Origin of the sequence: Pedobacter zeae, assembly GCF_014196715.1 — a bacterium.
Taxonomy (GTDB): Bacteria; Bacteroidota; Bacteroidia; order Sphingobacteriales; family Sphingobacteriaceae; genus Pedobacter; species Pedobacter zeae.
The window spans coordinates 49,972-66,086 of the sequence record NZ_JACIEF010000003.1 but is presented as its reverse complement, the minus strand read 5'-3'; the positions used below and the strand labels follow the sequence as shown (position 1 = coordinate 66,086).

The following is a 16,115-nucleotide window of genomic DNA, read 5'->3' as shown; positions in this document are numbered from 1 at the left end:
TACAGGTGTAAATTGGAGCATCCATTACCCGCTAATATAGCTTTCCAATTGCGAAATGGTCTGTTTTTGATCGGCAATAATAAATTTTACCACATCACCGATGGAGACCATCCCTTTTACTTCACCGTTTTCTACAACCGGTAAATGGCGGATGTGTTTATCCGTCATCAGTTCCATACAATGATCAATACTGTCGCTAAACTTGATGGTAATGGGGTTCGCCGTCATGGCTTCTTGGATCAGGGTGTCTTTTGATGATTTTCCCTGAAGGATGATTTTGCGGGCGTAATCGCGTTCGGTGAAAATACCCCGAAGTTGTTCGTTTTCCATCACCAATACCGCGCTGATGTTTTTCTCTGTCATTACTTTTAAGGCATCCAAAACAGAAATATTTTCAGGTACCGAAATTATAATGGCCTGTTTGGTGTCCAGTAAATGTTTTACGCTTTTCATAATTATTGATTTGGTTATAACAATTTAAGAAATAATTAGCTGGATATCAAAGTTTTATTTTGGTTTTTTGGGCTTTAAAAGAAGTCAGGATTTTAATGTGTATCGGGCCATATCAAACTTGACTTTGGGTAACCATATCTCAGCAAAAAGCTATCGGGCGAAGATAGGTGGATACTATTGCCGCCCCCCCATAGACAAGTATATAGAATCTCTGACAGCAGCTTAAAATTTAATGATTGCGGGCTAGTTAAATTTTGATCGCGCGAGGGCAGCTAAAACCATCCGTAAATTAGGAAAATAAAAAGCCATCCTTTTGAATGGCTATAATTTATAAGCCTGATAATCCTCCCTCTATCCAGGATGATATAGTGAATGTAGGGCCGGTCTGTTGTCGTGCATATAATAATGCTTTCAAAAAGTACGAATTTGAAGTTGGATATAGCGTGCCACCGCCTAATGTATAGTAAGTTGAATCCAGTCCGTTTTCTCTTGCATGCCAAAGTAAACGCGTTAAATTATCTTCCGATGTAAGCGAGGTATCATAATAAATATTATATAAGTTGATTGACGGGGCGTAGAAGCTACTCATTTGATTTACCTTTGAAGCTAGCGGATCATTTGGATTTATTCCTGCTAAAGTTGCCAATTCGCTTACTTCCCTTATTAACATATAATCATCTACAACATCTGTGGCGGGGCTTGATACAACAGGGTCCTTGAAGTCTTTTGGTGGTTGAAGGTTTTTTACACATTTATTGTAGTCTTTACCAGCGGTTGTAGATCCAGCACTAAGATCATCAGTTAGTTTTATATAACAACCAATTTCGGTTCCTGGATCGTTATTTGCTAAAGCCAAATTATCTGGTTTGATAATTTCTAGTTTGTTTTTTGAATTGTCCAAACTTTCCTGTGTTGTTTCATTTTTTTTACAGGAATAGATGATGGTTGAGAGACATAGAATCGTAGCTAAAAACGATAACTTGTGTTTTTTAATCATAATTAAGAATTTAGGTGATTCCTAAAATACACAATTTGGGAATGCTTGCAAATAACTCTTGGTATTTTTGAAAAATAAAAATGTTGTCGATGGAAAGTTATTCTTTAATCAAAGTGATCTTATTAATTGGCTTGTGTGAGGAAAGTGGGATCATCAATGGTAATTCCAATTGCCATTCTAAAGTTATAATCCATAGCCTTAAAACGATTAGCTTTTAAGACTTTGATATTGGCTAAACTATTGCGTAATTTTGAGGCTCGAAAACAACGGTTTTAGAAAAGTATGCAAATAATAAAATAATAGGAGTGTAAAAACAGACATCTTTCTAATTATTTGATTCAAAAACATTTAAAAACAAATACTATGTCATCAGTAGAGACAACTTACATTCCTTACAAAGTTAAGGACATTTCACTGGCAGAATGGGGCCGTAAAGAAATCGAATTAGCCGAAGCAGAGATGCCAGGTTTAATGAGTTTACGTAAAGAATTCGGTCCGACACAACCGTTAAAAGGTGCGCGTATTGCAGGCTGCCTGCACATGACCATCCAAACGGCTGTATTAATCGAAACATTGGTGGCCCTGGGTGCTGAAGTTACCTGGTCATCTTGCAATATTTTCTCTACACAAGACCATGCTGCTGCCGCAATTGCTGCTGCCGGTATCCAGGTTTATGCGTGGAAAGGCTTAAACGAGCAGGAGTTCGACTGGTGTATTGAACAAACTTTACACTTTGGTCCGGAGCAACAGCCATTAAACATGATTTTGGATGATGGTGGCGATTTAACCAATATGGTTTTCGATAAATATCCTGAACTGATTGCAGGAATTAAAGGTTTATCAGAAGAAACCACTACCGGTGTTCACCGTTTATACGAAAGAATGAAAAACGGGACCTTGCACTTACCTGCAATTAACGTGAACGATTCAGTAACTAAATCTAAATTCGATAACAAATACGGTTGCCGTGAGTCATTGGTTGATGCGATCCGTCGTGCTACCGATGTAATGATGGCTGGTAAAGTGGCTGTTGTTTGTGGTTATGGTGATGTGGGTAAAGGTTCTGCAGAATCGTTAAGCTCACAAGGTGTACGGGTTATTGTAACTGAAATTGACCCAATCTGTGCTTTACAGGCAGCTATGGAAGGTTATGAAGTTAAAAAACTGGCTAATGCCATTAAAGAAGCCGATATTGTGGTAACCACCACCGGTAACTGTGATATCGTTCGCGAACAGCATTTCAGGGCATTGAAAGATAAAGCCATCGTTTGTAACATTGGCCACTTTGATAACGAAATCGATATGGCCTGGTTAAACGGTGCTTATGGAGATACCAAAGTTGAAATTAAACCTCAGGTTGATAAATATACCATCGATGGTAAAGACGTAATCGTTCTTGCTGAAGGTCGTTTGGTGAACTTAGGCTGTGCAACAGGTCACCCAAGCTTTGTAATGAGTAACTCTTTTACCAACCAAACTTTGGCGCAGATCGAACTTTGGACCAATACGGATAAGTATGAAAACAAAGTATATACTTTGCCTAAACATTTAGATGAAAAAGTTGCGCGTTTACACCTGGAAAAAATCGGTGTAGAGTTAGACGTTTTGGATCAACACCAGGCTGATTATATCGGCGTACCGGTTGAAGGTCCTTTCAAAGCAGATACATATAGGTACTAGTTCAGCTTACGGTTTTTAGTTAGCAGTTAACTTAAGACAAATAATATTAGAGGGATGTGCAGATTTGCATGTCCCTTTTTTATTCCACTCTTCCAGCAGGGCGTTCAATTATTTTTTTGAAAACCTACGTTCGGTTCTTTTCGGAGGTTTCAGTCCTGCTATTCATTCCAATCTTTTTGTTTCCCTCTCGCTATGCACGGGTTACAAAAAGGATTTCCATTTCTATCAGGTTTATTTTACAGCGGGCTGTGGTTCTTTTGCTCCTGAAAACTTACATTTGAAAAAACAAAAAACAATGAAAAAGTTAATATTTGCCCTTTTATTGGGTGTGTTTTCAGTTGCTGCGAATGCCCAAACCAGTCCTCAAAAAGCTGCAACCGCAAAAGTGGTAAGCAAACAGGTGGTCGATATTGCCTGTGGCGAATGTCAGTTTAAAATGAAAGGTAAAGATTGCGAACTGGCCGTGAAAATAGACGGAAAATCTTATTTTGTAGATGGTAAAGGTATTGATGACTTTGGCGATGCACACGGCGAACATGGTTTTTGCAATGCCATTAGCAAAGCAGAAGTTACCGGCGAAATTGTAAACAACCGCTTTAAGGCCAAAGAAATAAAGTTATTGCCGGTTAAGAAATAGCTATACCGCAAAGAATGCAAAGCTTTTCGCAAAGATAAGTCAGGGACATTTGGCAAATCTGCATCCGGCTTTGCGCTTGCTGCGTTATTCTCCATGTTCTTTGCGGTTAAAAACGCGATAATTTATTCAAATTCTTTCTCCAAACCCTGTCTTAAATCGAAAAGCAACCATTGTTTATTCTTTACGTCAGCTTGTTTCGTTTTTAGCAACCGGATAAAATCTTTTACGCCTATTTCTTCATTTCCGTTGCCATGTATCAGCACTATACTTCCGGCGTTAGGTTGCTGTCCTTTGGCTAACCAGGCATCACTTCCAATGGAAATTAAACCATAAGCTTCAATTTTTTCGACTATTGCTTTATCCGATACCAATCCCGGGAAACGGAAAAACACCGAAGGGGTTAAACCGTTTTTTAGCATCAGTTTTTCGTTTTCTAATACTTCTACATCTAAATTGGTACCCGGTGCAAGTAGAAAATTTTCAGCCAGGGGCAGTTTATTTACTTCATGGTTGTAGGTATGATTCACCCAGGTAATGTCTAATTCTTTTTTCTCTACCAAACTTTTCAACCAATTCAAATCATCATGGTGTTTTAACATCCATTTGCCCGAAACAGAAACGGCTAAAGGAGAGGGTTGTTCTATCTTTTTAAATTCGTCGAAAACGGATTGGAAAATAATCCTGTCCAGTGCTTTATGCGAAGGACAAAGATCGATGGTTAAAGTAATGCCTTTTTCATTTGGAAAAGCGTGGTCTATACCAGCATTTTGTAACTGAACATCTTTAGCGGCTGCGGCTTCTAACGCCTTAACATAGGCAGTATTTTTAAAAATAGCCAGTACATTGGAATATTGTAGGTTACTTGTGGTATAATTATTAGCCTGGCTTACCTTGGTGTCTAAAGTTTCAGGATTTACCAGTAATAAATATTTTTGGTTATTCGCAGAAAAACTTCGGAGGGCGATTAACTTCTCATTGGCTCCTGTTGCCACGGCAAAATTTACTTGATAACGTTTAATACCATTAAAATTTTGCGCAAAACTAAGTTGGGATAAAAGGAGTAATAAGGTAAATAATATAGGTTTCATTTACAGTGACTGCAATCGTATCTTTTGGAGTAAGGTTAAATGAACTGAAGGTTTTCTGCTTTTTTGTCTTTCTTTTTCTCCTTCTGATCTTTTTTGTATTCTTTTTTTAGATCCCTGAGTTCTTGTCGCATTTCCTTACGGGCCTCCCTTTTTTCTGTACGGCTGTCAAATTCTTCCTGTTTGAAATCGTCAATAATTTCTTTTTTTTCGATCTCATAGTTCATTCGATCTGAATTGTCGGTTAAATCCTTCATTATATTACCTAAGGCTTTCTGGTTATCGACCGAGGTAGATTTGCCAAGTTTTTCAGCTTCTTTCAACTGTTTGAGCATAGTAGCGGCCATCTGTTTGGGCATGGTGTTCTTTAATTGCTTCTCTATTTCTTTCCATTCTTTCGCACTCATTTTCTTTGTAGAATCAATAACAGATGATTTTGAAGAAAACGTTTTTGAGAAAGACTGTGGACGAGATGCGATTGCCGATAATGAAATGAAGCAAACGGGCAATAGTAGGAATAATAGTTTTTTCATAAGCTTTAAATTAGAATTATTGAATTTACAGAAAACTTTCAAAAAATTAAATCTTTAGCAGACTATTCAGAAATCTAAGCTTCCTTATTTAAAATCTTTCTAATTTAACCCAAATCTATTATCTTTACAAAGATCGCCATGAACAAAGAAAAATTAAAACTATGGTTTAAACGGGTAGGGCTGATAGGCTTCCTGTTCTTCCTGATAAAAGGGTTGATCTGGCTTGTGGTATTTTACTTTATCGGTAAAAATGTAACATAAGTTATTTGTTCATTAGTCATTAGCCATTGATTCATTAACCGTGCAGTTGCATAGCGCAATTATCTGGCTTTTTCTTAATGTCCTTAATCCCTTAATGGCGAAAAGCTATCTAAAAGTAAACAACATATTTGCCAAAAAATTCCAGACAAATACGATTACAATGGCAAAAAATTTCGCTACGTAAAAGTTTGTTCCATTTTTCCTTTGGTGGAAAAGGTAGATGATAATGGTGTTTAAACCTAAGCCGATTAAACTCACAACCAAAAATTTAGTGAATTCGGTCGCCCAATGGGTGTTGGTGCTTTCGAAAGTCCATACACGGTTAATGAGGTAATTATTGGTTACTGCCAGTGTAAAACCAATGGCATTTGCCACATACTTATTTACCTTTATTTTTTCTTTAAAGAGCCATGTTGCACCGAAGTCAATTGCCATTCCGAGCAGGCCGGTCAGCCCAAATTTTATAATGCGGAAGAATAGATCCATGTTAATGCAGTTTAACCAGGTAAAAATGTTCTAATAGCTGAGGACGCGTTTTTGCATTGATAAATTTGGGGCTGAGCTTTGTAATGTGATAGTATTCGAACGATTTTAACACTTTGGCACTGTAATCTTTTTTCAGCTTGGCCAGTTCAGATTCAGGTGTATAAATCACTAGGTTTTTATCTTCTTTAAATTGGTCAAGCGATTCGTAGCTCCAAAAGTATTCCGGCTCTCCCTGGGCATAAAAATCGAATGAATATGCATCCGGGTACATTAAAACCGAAGCCCTGGCCTCCGGATAATTTTCTTTTAGCCAATTTCCAGCTTCCCTGCCTGATTCGTATTTCAATACTGACGGATAGAAAAAAACCGATAAAAAAATCATCAGGCCAACAGAGATCAAAACACTTCGTGCCAATAACACCTCCGTTTTTAATCCTTTGAAGATTAAAAAAGATGCCATTAATAAAATAACTAAAACTGTAATCGCTACATAATTATTGGTAAATCTGAAGAAGATCGCTACTGCGGATAATATCACAACGATTAAAACTGCCAGTACATTTTGTATGGTAAGAAATACCTTCAAACTTTTGTTTTCCAATTTCTGTATATATAGAGCCGTAATGATGGCAAACTGTGGAAGAATAATCAGGATATAATGTGGCAACTGGAATTTCGAAAGCGAAAACAATAAAAATGTAATGGCGGCACTCGTCCAGATCATGATACTTTCGGCAGGTAAATTTGCCCTGTTTTTCTTGTTGAAAAGATTAACCACTGCTGAATAAAAAAGTATCGACCACGGTAAAAATGCCCAAAGGGTAGTGTGCAAAAAGAATGAAACATCGCCTTTGCCTTTTATTGGCCCGTTGTTAAAGAAACGGCCAAATTGGCTGTCCCAAAAGAAGAACTTTAAGCCGGAAACCCCGGTTTTTCCGAACACCAGTTTCTCCGGGTGTAAATCGAACTGAACGTATAAGGTGTAAAGCTCCGGAATAATGAAAATGAAAATCAATACAATGGCGAGCCACCATTTTGGTTTTAAGAGCTGTTTAAACTGTTTGGTTAACAACCAGTATATAATAAACCCACCAAAAACAGGGATCAGCACAAATATACCTTTAATCATAATGGCGCAGGCGGCGAAAAACGAACCTGCAACGATATGCTTAACAGAATGGTCATGCGCTTTATAATAATGATAAATAGCCGCTAAGGTGAAGGTAGTGATGTAAACTTCTGCACGTACATCGAAGGTAGAGATAAGGATATGCAAAGAACTTAAAAAAATCAGGGCACTGATCAATCCTGTTTTTTCATTGTAAATGTCTTTGGCCAGTTTATAAAGGTACCATGCACCCAATAGCCCAAATAAAAAGGAGGGGAGTTTATAGGCAAAAGCAGTAATTCCGAAAATTTTAAATGAGGCGGCTGCCAGCCAGAAAGTTAAATGCGGTTTGTCCAGCCAATCAGCACCTCTAACATAAATATTAATCCAATCGCTCCGGAGCACCATGTTTTTGGCTATGGACGCATAAAGTGCAGAATCAGGCTCCATCACCCCACCAAAAAGTGCCAATACACTGACGAAAACCATCAGGGCGATTAAAGTTTTATATAAGGTGATGTCTTTCAGGTTCATTTACAAGAAGCAAATATGAGCAAAAAAAAGTCAAATTTTTTTAAGGTTTAAGATTAACAGGGGCAAAGCGCTATCTTTGTTTCATGACAAAGTTATCGGTTAACATCAATAAAATTGCTACGCTCCGCAACAGCCGCGGGGGGAATAATCCCGATTTAATTAAAGTTGCATTAGATTGCGAACGTTTCGGCGCACAGGGAATCACGGTACACCCACGTCCTGATGAACGCCATATCCGTTATCAGGATGTATACGATTTAAAGGCCGTTATTGCTACCGAGTTCAATATTGAAGGAAATTGCAAAGAAGATAAATTTGTTGACCTGGTTCTGGCCAACCAACCTGCACAGGTTACTTTAGTGCCCGATGCCGAAGGGCAGATCACTTCTAACCACGGTTGGGACACCATAAAACATAAGGATTACCTGAAAGAAATGGTTGCAGTTTTTCAAAAGGAAGGCATCCGTGTTTCTATTTTTGTTGATCCGGTGGTAGAAATGGTGGAAGGAGCGGCTGAAACCGGGACAGACCGTATCGAATTATATACCGAGGCCTATGCGCATAATTATTTTGCTGATCGTGAAAAAGCAGTGTTAAACTATATTGCAGCTGCACGCCATGCTAATAAACTGGGCCTGGGCATTAATGCCGGCCATGATCTGGATCTGCATAACCTGCATTATTTCGCTCAAAGCGTTCCGGGCTTGCTGGAAGTTTCTATCGGGCATGCTTTAATAAGCGATGCACTTTATCTGGGGTTAGAAACCACCATACAACGCTATTTGGAGCAGCTCGTTTAATTAACCACAGAGCGCACAAAGGAATGCACAGAGAAACAGAGCCTCTGTGCGTTCCGTAAAAACCCTGATTTCTCGGTGGTTAAAAAATACATTATGCTTAAAGGAATACTCCTTGTTTTTTTCGGTGCCTGTAGTTTTGGCATCCTGTCTACTTTTGTAAAACTGGCTTACCATGAAGGGTATACCCTTGGCGATGTAACCGGTGCACAGGCTTTTTTCGGCGCTGTAATTTTATGGATACTTTTTTTCTTTCAAAGCAGAACAGCAAAATACAAAGCTAAAGTAATGCCTGCTGTAGTAACTCCATGGTGGAAAATGCTATTGGCCGGAACCTGTACAGGCCTGGTGAGTTTATTTTACTATCAATGTGTAAAGTTGGTACCCAATTCGGTCGCAATTATTTTGTTGATGCAGTTTATCTGGATGAGCATTCTGATGGAATACCTCATTTTTGGTAAGAAACCTACTGGATTGCAGCTATTTGCAGTTCTGTTGGTTTTAGGGGGTACAGTTTTAGCGAGTGGAATGGCAGAAACCAGTATCGGAAGCATGGATTTAAAGGGGATTGGTTTCGGTTTGCTGGCTGCACTTGGTTACGCCGGCTTTTTATTGTTGAGCGGTAGGATCGGAAACGAATATGTTCCGTTAAAGAAAAGCGCCCTGATGATTAGCGGTGCCTGTATCTTAATCTTTATAATCTTCCCGCCAGCTTTTTTGTTTAACGGGGCTTTGGGTGGAAGTTTATTGAAGTGGGGATTGATTATCTCGATTTTTGGTACAGTTATTCCACCGTTATTTTATGCTGAAGGAGTGCCAAGAATAGGCACAGCCATTAGTTCTATCTTAAGCGCCGCAGAATTACCTGTTGCTGTAATGATGGCGAGCTTGGTACTGCAGGAACAGGTATCCTTTTTAAGGTGGATAGGGGTTGTGGTGATATTATCGGCGATGGTTTTGCCAAACCTAAAATACCTGAAAAAAGGTAGAGGGTAGAGGTTGGGGGTGTAAGGTTGAAATACACGAAAGAAATAATCTTCCGACTTTCGGACCCCGGACATCCGACTTATTGAAAAAATAAATATCTTTAAAAAGCTTAAAGCATTTACACATGAAAAAACTAACCGTTTATATTTTATCCTTGATCATTGTCGGCCTGGCCGGATGTAAAACCAAAACCACCATCAATCAGGATGAGGCCGCAGAAGTGATTACCAATTACTTAAAAGCTAATCCTGAGTACAAAACCACCAGGTTTAAATTTGGTGAGATGAAATTCAACAGTACCAATGATATGTTCGAACTGGGGAAATATAAATCTTTGGCCAGCAAAGGTTTGGTTACATTAAGTTTAAAAGAAGCCAAGAAGAAATTTCTTTCAAAAGATAGCAGTTTTGTTTACCAGATTACCCTAACCGATAAAGCAAGTCCTTTGGTATTGAAACAAGATGGCGACAGGGCAACGGTTAAAGCGGTAGAATATGTATTGTCTGACGAAAAACCGGTTGATTTTGCTCAGGTAAACTCAAGCACGGCCAAAGTAACCGTATCGCTTAAAATGAATACGACCGATTTCGAGCCTTTTGATAAAGAGGCCAATAAAAACAGCAACTTCATCACCAAAACTTATAAATTAAAGCTAAGTAAAGATGAAGGCTGGAAAGTGCAGAAATAGGGTGGAAGACTAAAGCTGAAAGACCAAAGGTTAAAGTGTAATACCTCTTAACGCTACAGTTACTGCTTTCTTATAGCGCCGCTAGTTTTTAAATCATGGGGGTCTATAATCCTTTTTGCTTGCAACAACCTAAATATGCTGTTATGCTGAGAATCATCTGTTTCCAATCTTGCAGGTGCTTCGTGCCTCAGCGCGACGAAAGCTGGTAAAAAGATTGCAGCGAATAGCAGGAGCGAATTTAAATTTTAGTGTTGCCACTGCTTTCCAAATAACCAAAGGATTTGCTCAAAAATTGAACAAACGTTTGTTCTGGTTATTGCTTATAAAATCTACCTGTTTTGTCGCTTTTAAGTGTAAATAAGACGCCTTTTTTACACTGATTGATAGTGAAATACAGCTTCGTTTTTGCTACCTTTGCACGCAAATTTATTATTCATACCGCATGAGCTTAAATATCCACTACAAGGAAGATTTTCAAAATCGCCATATTGCTCCTAATGAGGCTGATACAGCCGAGATGTTGCACACTGTTGGCGTAAATTCTATTGATGAGCTAATTGAACAAACTGTTCCAACGGCAATCAGGTTAAAACAGCCTTTGAATTTACCTGCTGCGAAATCAGAAACTGAATATCTTGGTGCTTTAAAACAAACTTCATTGTTGAATAAAGTTTTCAAAAGCTTTATCGGTCAAGGTTATTATGATACCATTACCCCTGGTGTAATTTTACGTAACGTATTCGAAAATCCGGGATGGTATACCCAATATACGCCATACCAGGCAGAAATTGCGCAAGGCCGTTTACAGGCTTTGTTAAATTTCCAAACCATGGTTATCGATTTAACCGGAATGGAAATTGCAAATGCATCATTGTTAGATGAAGGTACAGCTGCGGCTGAGGCCATGTTTATGCAGTACAGCACGCGCAAAAATCAGGCAGCCAAGAAATTTTTTGTTTCTGAATTGCTTTTCCCACAAACGATAGATATTTTAAAAACACGTGCCAATCCTTATGGCATCGAACTCGTTATTGGAAATCATTTGGATTTCGTGGCTACCGAAGATTTCTTTGGTGCCATTGTGCAGTATCCTGCTGGTAATGGTGAGGTTTTCGATTATAAAAACTTTGCTGCCGAATTACATAACTTAAATATTAAGTTAACGGTTGCTGCTGATATATTAAGCTTAACCTTATTAACGCCTCCGGGCGAGTGGGGTGCTGATATTGTGGTAGGTACTACACAACGTTTTGGTATCCCGATGGGATTTGGTGGTCCGCATGCTGCTTTTTTTGCCACCAAAGAAGAATATAAACGTTCAATCCCGGGCCGTATTATCGGTGTAACCATCGATAGCCATGGCGATTACGCTTTGCGTATGGCTTTACAAACGCGCGAGCAGCATATCCGCAGAGATAAAGCAACTTCAAATATCTGTACTGCACAGGCATTATTGGCGATTATGGCTGGTTTTTATGCTGCATATCACGGTCCGAAAGGCTTAAAAGCCATTGCTGAGCGTACACATGGCTTAGCCATCAGTTTGGCTACCACTTTGAAAAACTTAGGTTACGAGCAGTTAAATTCAGCTTATTTCGATACCATCCGTTTCGATTTAGGCGATTTAAAAGGCGGCATTCATGCTTACTGCCTGGATAACGAGATCAACTTAAATTATGTAGGCAATACGGTGACCATTTCAGTTGATGAAACCACTACTTTTGAAGACATTACGTTAATTGCCAAAATCTTTGCAAGAGCTAAAGGTTTTGCCGGCGATCAGGTAGAAGTAGCTGAACAGGTAGAAACCGTTATTCCGGCTGCTCTACAACGTACTTCAGCTTATTTAACCCACCCGATTTTTAACTCGCACCATTCAGAGCACGAGATGTTGCGTTACATCAAATCATTGGAAGCAAAAGATTTATCGCTTTGCCACTCTATGATTGCTTTGGGTAGCTGCACCATGAAATTAAATGCAACTGCCGAGATGATTCCGGTTACCTGGTCTCACTTTGGTCGGATCCACCCGTTTGCTCCTGCCGATCAGGTGTTGGGCTATTATTCGGTTTTTAACGAACTGGATAAATGGTTAAGCGAAATTACCGGTTTTGCAGCCATGAGTTTACAACCAAATGCTGGTGCTCAGGGTGAATATGCCGGTTTAATGGTTATCCGCGCCTATCACCACGATAGAGGCGATTTCCACCGTAATGTGGCTTTAATCCCGGCTTCGGCACACGGAACCAACCCGGCTTCTGCAGCCATGGCCGATATGAAAATTGTCGTGGTTAAATCTTTAGAAAACGGAAATATCGATGTTGAAGATTTAAAAGCTAAAGCAGAATTGCATAAAGACAATCTTTCGTGTTTAATGGTAACTTATCCATCTACACATGGGGTATTTGAAGAGAGCATTATCGAAATCTGTGAAACCATTCACGCTAACGGCGGACAGGTTTACATGGATGGTGCAAATATGAACGCACAGGTTGGCTTAACCAGCCCGGCCAATATCGGTGCCGATGTTTGTCACTTAAACTTGCACAAAACTTTCTGTATCCCTCACGGCGGCGGTGGTCCGGGTATGGGCCCGATCGGTGTGGCTAAACACCTGGTTCCTTATCTACCAGGCCATGCTGTGGTTGATATCGATAAAGGAAAATCTATTTCTGCGGTTTCATCTGCACCTTGGGGCTCGGCTTCAATCCTGATCATTTCTCACGCATATATTGCCATGATGGGTGCTGAAGGTTTAACCAACGCCACTAAATATGCTATTCTGAACGCTAACTACATGAAAGCGCGTTTAGAGCAGCACTACCCGGTACTTTATTCAGGTGCTCAGGGCCGTTGTGCGCACGAAATGATTTTAGATTGCCGTGCTTTTAAAGCTTTCGGTATTGAAGTAACCGATATTGCAAAACGCTTAATGGATTATGGTTTCCACGCACCAACGGTTTCTTTCCCGGTTGCGGGTACTTTAATGGTTGAGCCAACTGAATCAGAGCCTAAACATGAGTTAGACCGTTTCTGTGATGCATTAATTGCCATCAAAAATGAAATTACTTCGGTAGAGAATGGAACTTTCGACAAAGCGGATAATCCTTTAAAAAATGCACCACATACTGTTTCGGTAATCACCGCAAATGAGTGGGAGCATGCTTATAGCCGTCAAACTGCTGCGTTCCCGCTCCCTTATGTGTTAGCGCACAAATTCTGGCCTTCGGTTGGTCGCGTTAACGACAGCCATGGCGATAGGTCGTTAATCTGCGCTTGTCCGCCGGTTGAGAGTTATTTGGAAGAGATAGTTCCTTAAGCTCCTTTTTCGTCATTGCGAGGAGGAACGACGTGGCAATCTGTTTAGATAAATCATCTGCAAGTTTTATGGGTTCAGTTCATAAAGCTTGCAGATTTTTTTTGGAAATGAGCGCCGGTTTTCATTGGAAAGTGCAGTCCTGCCATTTGCTTCAATCTTTTTGTGATACTGTCATGCTTCGTGCCTCAGCATGACATCATATTCAAGGTTGCTACAAAACAAAAGGGATTTTCGCTGCTGGTTTAGAGATGCAAGGGCCAGGCAAAGGTATTTAACTAAGCTGTTACCTTATTTGCAATTTAGCAGCTTTTGATCCCATTTCATCTGCTTCTTTTTCTAAGCCAGCATCGTCATTAACAATTGTGTTAGATTTTGATTGTGCTGTTGCTTTAACCCGACCTTGTTTTTGTTGTACGAGATGCCATGCCTCATGTGGTAAATGTTCTCCTTGGTCTTGAGCGATGTGAATATCCGTGCCTTGTGCATAAGTCGAAGCAGCCAATTGTGCCGGTTTATCAGCATTGAAATGAACACGAACATTATCCATCGAAATAGCCGAAAGGGCTTCAATTCCATTTTTTAAATTTTCCGGTAAATTTTTCTTTGCCATGGCATAAATTTATAAAATAAATGGTTGCTATCACCAATAAGAACAGGAGTAAACGTCATTAATTGAATTAACGATGAATCTCACCCATACAAAAAAGTAAACAAATTAAACCTTTGTTACAATTCTTCAGTCAATAGAATGATTTTAAATAAATCGATTATTTTTGAAAAAACTTAACATAGGTCAACAACAAGAGATTGTGAGTTCATCTATATTTGTATCAAATTTTAAAAAACCAGAAAATGAAATTAAAAATTAGCTCAATTTTTTTATTAGTGGCAGTAGTAGCATTGTCAGCTTTTAAAAACCCAACAAAACCGGTAACTTATACTGTAGATGCAGCAAAATCGACCATTACCTGGATCGGTAAAAAAGTAACAGGTTCTCACAATGGAACAGTTGCTTTACAATCAGGTAGCTTAGCCGTTAACGGTAAAAGCGTAACCGGCGGTACTTTTGTTATCGATATGACTTCTATTAAAGATGCTGATGGCAGTGCGAAATTAGAAGGTCACTTAAAAGCAGACGATTTCTTCGGTACAGCTAAATTCCCAACTTCAACTTTCGTTATTACTAAAGTTGCCGGTTCTGGTGCCAATGTAACTGTAACTGGTAATTTAACCATCAAAGGGATTACTAAACCATTAAGTTTCCCTGCAACTGTAACTGTAAATGCAGATGGTACAGCTTCAGCTTTAGCTGGTAAAATCGTTGTAGACAGAACTAAATATGACATCAAATATGGTTCGAAATCATTCTTTGATAGCATTGGCGACAAGGCAATTGATGATAACTTCGAGTTGTCTGTTAAATTGGTAGCTAAAAAATAATTTTTCCAGTCTCGGAAAATAGAAGCCCCGGCATTCGTCGGGGCTTTTTTGTTTAACCGCAAAAGAGCGCTGAGTTTTACCACGAATAATCGATGTCAGTCTGAGTGGAGTTGGAAGAATAACCACCAAGCGCACCGAGTTTTACAGAGAGGAATACGGAGTTTTTGAAAACTAGATATGTCCCAACTCTGTGAACTCTGTGGTAAAAAAACGCTCGGTAAAAAACGGGCAGATTTACCTTATTTTAAATCCACCTTCAACTTCGTCTACAAATCCTGTTGCGGCACTTTTACCATGGTAGAACAAACATTCCCAGTTTTCGGCTGCGGCTCTTTTTCCAAATTCTTTTCTTAATTCCATCGCCTTGCGACCATCGAAATCATATTTGGCGATAAAATTTTTAACCAGTTCTTCTGGCTCAGGTAGTACATCGCCACCAAAAAATACTTTTTGTTTGCCCTCGGTCAATAAAAAAACCTGGTGGTTCGGGCAATGTGCCCCGGTAAATTCGTAAGTAATGGCGTCGTCCAATGCGCCATCGCCTTCAACAAATTTAAGCTGGGCATTGCGTTGTACGAAATCGAAAATATCAGGATGGTAAGACGATGAAGTACTGCTAAAAGCGGTTTCCCATTCGCCACGGTTAATTACGTATTCCGCGTCAGGGAAACTCAGCTCTACTTTTCCATTTTCATGTTTGTGGATCATGCCGCCTGAATGGTCGTAATGTAAATGCGACATTAAAACCTTGGTCACATCCGTAGGATCGAAGCCCGCATTACGGATATTTTTATGTAAAATCAGTTCGCCATGATCGTCACTAAAGCCTAAACCGGTATCAAAAAGTACGAGATCGTTTTTCAACTCGACCAAGAAAGGCTGCACATTGATGAATAATGAAGCGGGCCTGTCTTTAAAATGATGTATTGCGGGATCGAAAGGCACAAATTTCTTTGAAGCATCAACAGAATAAGTTCCTTCGTATAGGGTGTGGACTTGCAAAATGTTATTTATTAATGTTTATACAAAGGTAACAATCTAAACTTGAGTATTTGTTTTGGTAAAAGCTTCAATACTTCCTTTTTTTGTAAAATATGATGCTTAAATTTC

General features: G+C 39.3%; 16 protein-coding genes. 8 read left to right on the top strand and 8 right to left on the bottom strand.

Going from position 1 to position 16,115, the window contains the following annotated elements:
- Positions 1-24 precede the first annotated feature (24 nt).
- Positions 25-453: a CBS domain-containing protein gene (locus GGQ60_RS13275; RefSeq protein WP_183765024.1), complete on the bottom strand. Its 429-nt coding sequence runs from the start codon at positions 451-453 to the stop codon at positions 25-27.
- Between the two features lie 328 nt (positions 454-781).
- The gene (locus GGQ60_RS13270) at positions 782-1,450 is read right to left on the bottom strand and encodes a hypothetical protein (RefSeq protein ID WP_183765021.1); all 669 of its coding nucleotides are present in this window, start codon (positions 1,448-1,450) and stop codon (positions 782-784) included.
- 363 nt (positions 1,451-1,813) lie between these two features.
- Here GGQ60_RS13270 and ahcY point away from each other — a divergent pair, with 363 nt between their 5' ends.
- Together ahcY and GGQ60_RS13260 are read left to right on the top strand one after the other, a co-directional pair.
- Entirely contained in the window at positions 1,814-3,130 is a 1,317-nt protein-coding gene (gene ahcY, locus GGQ60_RS13265; RefSeq protein WP_183765019.1) for an adenosylhomocysteinase, read from the top strand.
- 295 nt (positions 3,131-3,425) lie between these two features.
- Positions 3,426-3,767 carry a DUF6370 family protein gene (locus tag GGQ60_RS13260; RefSeq protein WP_183765016.1) on the top strand — a complete coding sequence of 114 codons (342 nt, stop codon included), beginning with the start codon at positions 3,426-3,428 and terminating at the stop codon, positions 3,765-3,767.
- 122 nt (positions 3,768-3,889) lie between these two features.
- Here GGQ60_RS13260 and GGQ60_RS13255 read toward each other — a convergent pair whose 3' ends face one another.
- Complete coding sequence (locus tag GGQ60_RS13255; RefSeq protein ID WP_183765014.1) at positions 3,890-4,855, bottom strand: polysaccharide deacetylase family protein; 966 nt, start codon at positions 4,853-4,855, stop codon at positions 3,890-3,892.
- A gap of 35 nt (positions 4,856-4,890) precedes the next feature.
- Positions 4,891-5,385, bottom strand: coding sequence for a hypothetical protein (locus GGQ60_RS13250; RefSeq protein WP_183765011.1), 495 nt, complete (start codon positions 5,383-5,385; stop codon positions 4,891-4,893).
- A gap of 138 nt (positions 5,386-5,523) precedes the next feature.
- Between GGQ60_RS13250 and GGQ60_RS22995 the strand changes: the two genes are divergently transcribed.
- Entirely contained in the window at positions 5,524-5,646 is a 123-nt protein-coding gene (locus tag GGQ60_RS22995) for a hypothetical protein (RefSeq protein WP_260300610.1), read from the top strand.
- Positions 5,647-5,751: 105 nt separating this feature from the next.
- On the opposite strand, the gene GGQ60_RS13245 is transcribed toward GGQ60_RS22995, so the two are convergent.
- Both GGQ60_RS13245 and GGQ60_RS13240 read right to left on the bottom strand, forming a co-directional pair.
- Positions 5,752-6,132: a GtrA family protein gene (locus GGQ60_RS13245; RefSeq protein ID WP_183765008.1), complete on the bottom strand. Its 381-nt coding sequence runs from the start codon at positions 6,130-6,132 to the stop codon at positions 5,752-5,754.
- A gap of 1 nt (position 6,133) precedes the next feature.
- Entirely contained in the window at positions 6,134-7,774 is a 1,641-nt protein-coding gene (locus GGQ60_RS13240; RefSeq protein WP_183765006.1) for an ArnT family glycosyltransferase, read from the bottom strand.
- A gap of 83 nt (positions 7,775-7,857) precedes the next feature.
- Here GGQ60_RS13240 and GGQ60_RS13235 point away from each other — a divergent pair, with 83 nt between their 5' ends.
- The 4 genes from GGQ60_RS13235 (at position 7,858) to gcvP (ending at position 13,565) form a co-directional block, all read left to right on the top strand.
- On the top strand, positions 7,858-8,574 hold the full coding sequence (locus GGQ60_RS13235) for a pyridoxine 5'-phosphate synthase (protein WP_183765003.1): 717 nt from the start codon (positions 7,858-7,860) through the stop codon (positions 8,572-8,574).
- 93 nt (positions 8,575-8,667) lie between these two features.
- The gene (locus tag GGQ60_RS13230; protein ID WP_183765001.1) at positions 8,668-9,567 is read left to right on the top strand and encodes an EamA family transporter; all 900 of its coding nucleotides are present in this window, start codon (positions 8,668-8,670) and stop codon (positions 9,565-9,567) included.
- 115 nt (positions 9,568-9,682) lie between these two features.
- Positions 9,683-10,246, top strand: a complete 564-nt coding sequence (locus GGQ60_RS13225) for a hypothetical protein (protein ID WP_183764998.1) — start codon at positions 9,683-9,685, stop codon at positions 10,244-10,246.
- Positions 10,247-10,688: 442 nt separating this feature from the next.
- Entirely contained in the window at positions 10,689-13,565 is a 2,877-nt protein-coding gene (gcvP, locus tag GGQ60_RS13220) for an aminomethyl-transferring glycine dehydrogenase (protein WP_183764995.1), read from the top strand.
- A 283-nt stretch (positions 13,566-13,848) separates the two neighbouring features.
- Here the strand turns inward: gcvP and GGQ60_RS13215 are convergent, their stop codons facing one another.
- Positions 13,849-14,175, bottom strand: coding sequence for an eCIS core domain-containing protein (locus GGQ60_RS13215; protein WP_183764992.1), 327 nt, complete (start codon positions 14,173-14,175; stop codon positions 13,849-13,851).
- A 242-nt stretch (positions 14,176-14,417) separates the two neighbouring features.
- On the opposite strand from GGQ60_RS13215, the gene GGQ60_RS13210 reads away from it, so the two are divergent.
- The gene (locus GGQ60_RS13210; protein WP_183764989.1) at positions 14,418-15,005 is read left to right on the top strand and encodes a YceI family protein; all 588 of its coding nucleotides are present in this window, start codon (positions 14,418-14,420) and stop codon (positions 15,003-15,005) included.
- A gap of 234 nt (positions 15,006-15,239) precedes the next feature.
- Here GGQ60_RS13210 and GGQ60_RS13205 read toward each other — a convergent pair whose 3' ends face one another.
- Positions 15,240-16,007, bottom strand: coding sequence for an MBL fold metallo-hydrolase (locus GGQ60_RS13205; RefSeq protein ID WP_183764985.1), 768 nt, complete (start codon positions 16,005-16,007; stop codon positions 15,240-15,242).
- Positions 16,008-16,115: the final 108 nt, after the last annotated feature.

Bases quoted from the DNA above. Each gene is read 5' to 3' on its own strand.
- GGQ60_RS13275 (WP_183765024.1), bottom strand. From the start codon at position 453: ATGAAAAGCGTAAAACATTTACTGGACACCAAACAGGCCATTATAATT.
- GGQ60_RS13235 (WP_183765003.1), top strand. From the start codon at position 7,858: ATGACAAAGTTATCGGTTAACATCAATAAAATTGCTACGCTCCGCAAC.
- GGQ60_RS13270 (WP_183765021.1), bottom strand. From the start codon at position 1,450: ATGATTAAAAAACACAAGTTATCGTTTTTAGCTACGATTCTATGTCTC.
- GGQ60_RS13250 (WP_183765011.1), bottom strand. From the start codon at position 5,385: ATGAAAAAACTATTATTCCTACTATTGCCCGTTTGCTTCATTTCATTA.
- GGQ60_RS13215 (WP_183764992.1), bottom strand. From the start codon at position 14,175: ATGGCAAAGAAAAATTTACCGGAAAATTTAAAAAATGGAATTGAAGCC.
- GGQ60_RS13255 (WP_183765014.1), bottom strand. From the start codon at position 4,855: ATGAAACCTATATTATTTACCTTATTACTCCTTTTATCCCAACTTAGT.
- GGQ60_RS22995 (WP_260300610.1), top strand. From the start codon at position 5,524: ATGAACAAAGAAAAATTAAAACTATGGTTTAAACGGGTAGGGCTGATA.
- GGQ60_RS13260 (WP_183765016.1), top strand. From the start codon at position 3,426: ATGAAAAAGTTAATATTTGCCCTTTTATTGGGTGTGTTTTCAGTTGCT.
- GGQ60_RS13230 (WP_183765001.1), top strand. From the start codon at position 8,668: ATGCTTAAAGGAATACTCCTTGTTTTTTTCGGTGCCTGTAGTTTTGGC.
- gcvP (WP_183764995.1), top strand. From the start codon at position 10,689: ATGAGCTTAAATATCCACTACAAGGAAGATTTTCAAAATCGCCATATT.
- GGQ60_RS13240 (WP_183765006.1), bottom strand. From the start codon at position 7,774: ATGAACCTGAAAGACATCACCTTATATAAAACTTTAATCGCCCTGATG.
- GGQ60_RS13225 (WP_183764998.1), top strand. From the start codon at position 9,683: ATGAAAAAACTAACCGTTTATATTTTATCCTTGATCATTGTCGGCCTG.
- GGQ60_RS13245 (WP_183765008.1), bottom strand. From the start codon at position 6,132: ATGGATCTATTCTTCCGCATTATAAAATTTGGGCTGACCGGCCTGCTC.
- ahcY (WP_183765019.1), top strand. From the start codon at position 1,814: ATGTCATCAGTAGAGACAACTTACATTCCTTACAAAGTTAAGGACATT.
- GGQ60_RS13210 (WP_183764989.1), top strand. From the start codon at position 14,418: ATGAAATTAAAAATTAGCTCAATTTTTTTATTAGTGGCAGTAGTAGCA.